Source organism: Wolbachia endosymbiont of Nomada ferruginata, assembly GCF_001675785.1.
Taxonomy (GTDB): Bacteria; Pseudomonadota; Alphaproteobacteria; order Rickettsiales; family Anaplasmataceae; genus Wolbachia; species Wolbachia pipientis.
In genome coordinates, this window is sequence record NZ_LYUY01000153.1 from 1 (window position 1) to 1,493 (window position 1,493).

2 pseudogenes are annotated in these 1,493 nt (G+C 42.6%); one reads left to right on the top strand and one right to left on the bottom strand.

The annotated features are described in order from the left end of the window. Positions 1–679 precede the first annotated feature (679 nt). Positions 680–1,291, top strand: a pseudogene (locus tag BA053_RS06160) (phage terminase large subunit); the annotation flags it as partial. Here the strand turns inward: BA053_RS06160 and BA053_RS07000 are convergent. Next, positions 1,283–1,493 (bottom strand): annotated as a pseudogene (locus tag BA053_RS07000) (IS3 family transposase); the annotation flags it as partial. The pseudogenes BA053_RS06160 and BA053_RS07000 overlap by 9 nt on opposite strands.

Here is a 1,493-nt window from a genome sequence, read left to right on the forward strand (position 1 = left end):
TTGCAATTAAAAGCGGCTGAATCTCGCTTGTCAAGCGTTTAAAACATAAAAAACGCCAATATTTTAAAGCGGATAATAACCCCAGGGCTTCTTTTGCCTTTTTTTTCATTTGGTAAATTTCTTAATATTTATAGCTAAACAACAACCGTCATCCCGCTACGTGTTAGCGGGATCTATGCTTTGAGATACCGCGAATGAATCGCGGTATGACGGTGTAGATGATGGTTAAGTAATTCGTCATCCCGCTGCTTGTTAGCGGGATCTATGTTAAGGTATAGTAGGGGGATCTATGTTAAGAGATACCGCGAATGAATCGCGGTATGACGGTGTAATGATGGTTAAGTAATTCGTCATCCCGCTACGTGTTAGCGGGATCTATGTTAAGAGATACCGCGAATGAATCGCGGTATGACGGTGTAATGATGGTTAAGTAATTCGTCATCCCGCTGCTTGTTAGCGGGATCTATGTTAAGGTATAGTAGGGGATCTATGTTAAGAGATACCGCGAATGAATCGCGGTATGACGGTGTAATGATGGTTAAGTATCCCGCTACGTGTTAGCGGGATCTATGTTAAGAGATACCGCGAATGAATCGCGGTATGACGGTTAAGTAGGGTGTCATTCCAGTGCTCCTTTTTTTGTCATCCCAGCGTTACGCGCTGGTTTCAACATTATATCATGAACTTTCTAAAATTCATTGAACTGTGCTTTCAAACGGTAGTGCCGGGGTGTGAGTATAACGATTATCAGTATATAAAAGTCATAGCAGATAGGCTGGAAGCGGCGAGCGCTGGTGAAGTGAAACGAATAATATTCAATATGCCTCCGCGCTCGATGAAGTCCATGTGCATAAGCGTTGCGTGGCCCGCATGGATACTGGGAAACCAACCAACTGCGAGAATAATAGTTGCAAGTTATTCTCAGCGGCTCAGCGAAAAGCACTCGCTCGACACCAGGTGCGTGATGCAGTCTAGTTGGTATAGAGCGCTATTTCCAGAGATAGAACTATCCAAAGACCAGAATACCAAATATAAATTTCAAACAGTGCAGAGAGGATACAGAATCGCAACATCAGTTGGTGGAACACTAACTGGTGAAGGTGGTGATTTTATCATTGTGGACGATCCGCTCAGTTCTGCTCAAGCTTTGAGTGAAACGCTTAGAAAGCGTGCCACAAACTGGTTTGATCAGACTTTAGTAACCAGGCTGAACGATAGAAAAAAAGGAGTCATCGTTCTTGTAATGCACAGGCTACACCAGGAGGACTTAACTGGACACCTTCTCAATAAGCAGCTCCCTTTTAAGTGAACTTTTCTGCAACAGAGTTATCGTAACAACAGCCCTTATGGCTTATGCTGGAAATGATGTTTTTTGTATTCAATAGAAATTGGTAATTTTGAGAGGTATACTCTGACCCTTGATCGCTATGTAACAGCAGATTTTTATCGGGTTTGCGTTTATCAACGGCCATCAATAAAGAATCTATAACTAA